The sequence below is a fragment of the Oleiphilus sp. HI0079 genome, from assembly GCF_001635105.1.
Map to the genome: position 1 here is coordinate 1 of NZ_LWFT01000193.1, position 1,073 is coordinate 1,073.

1 protein-coding gene and 1 tRNA gene are annotated in these 1,073 nt (G+C 47.4%); both read right to left on the reverse strand.

Translation table 11 applies throughout. The features are described 5' to 3' along the window. Positions 1–59: 59 nt before the first annotated feature. A tRNA-Ile gene (locus tag A3750_RS02790) sits at positions 60–136 on the reverse strand. A gap of 269 nt (positions 137–405) precedes the next feature. Next, positions 406–1,073 (reverse strand): RNA polymerase sigma factor RpoD (gene rpoD, locus A3750_RS02795; RefSeq protein ID WP_068548011.1); only part of this gene is annotated, 668 nt, incomplete at its 5' end.

A 1,073-nucleotide genomic window follows, 5' to 3' on the forward strand; every position in this document is an offset into this window, starting at 1 on the left:
CGATCGCATAGAGTGGGAGGAATGAAAAAAAGAGATACTTGATGGATTAAGAAGAAAAATGGTGCCCCTTCCCTGACTTGAACAGGGGACCTACCGATTATGAGTCGGGTGCTCTAACCAACTGAGCTAAAGGGGCACACTTTTGGCCTTAGTTTAAAGTCTTTACCAAATCAGACTTGGCACCCCTGCGGGTTGCTCGGGTGCTCTAGCCCGGCCTCAAATTACAAATTTGAGTCGTTCCACTCGCACGAAGCAGTACTTCGTTAAAAGCGCTCGCTTCACCCAACTGAGCTAAAGGGGCACACTATGGTCTTAGTTTATAGTCCGCGCCAACAACAGACCGAAGCAGAACGCTCCAAAAAGAAGGGCGCATTATAATGCGCCCTTTTTAACTTTGCTAGACGATTATTCGTCAATAAAGCTTCTAAGATGATCGGAACGGGTTGGGTGACGAAGCTTACGAAGCGCTTTCGCCTCAATCTGACGGATACGCTCTCGTGTAACATCAAACTGCTTACCCACCTCTTCCAAAGTATGATCGGTATTCATCTCAATTCCAAAGCGCATTCTTAGCACTTTAGCTTCTCTTGCTGTTAGCCCTGAAAGCACGCTGCGAGTCGCTTCTTTCAAGCCTTCGCCAGTCGCCGTGTCAACGGGAGACTCTGCCATAGTATCTTCAATAAAATCGCCAAGGTGCGAATCTTCATCGTCGCCAATCGGCGTCTCCATAGAGATAGGCTCTTTCGCGATCTTAAGCACTTTACGTACTTTATCTTCCGGCATATCCATACGCTCACCCAATTCCTCAGGCGTAGGTTCGCGACCCATTTCCTGTAGCATTTGACGAGAGATACGGTTCAGCTTGTTGATTGTTTCGATCATGTGAACGGGGATACGAATAGTGCGCGCTTGGTCTGCAATAGAGCGAGTAATCGCCTGACGAATCCACCAAGTTGCATAGGTCGAGAATTTATACCCTCGACGGTATTCAAACTTGTCTACCGCTTTCATCAAACCGATGTTGCCTTCCTGAATCAAGTCAAGAAATTGCAAACCGCGATTCGTGTACTTCT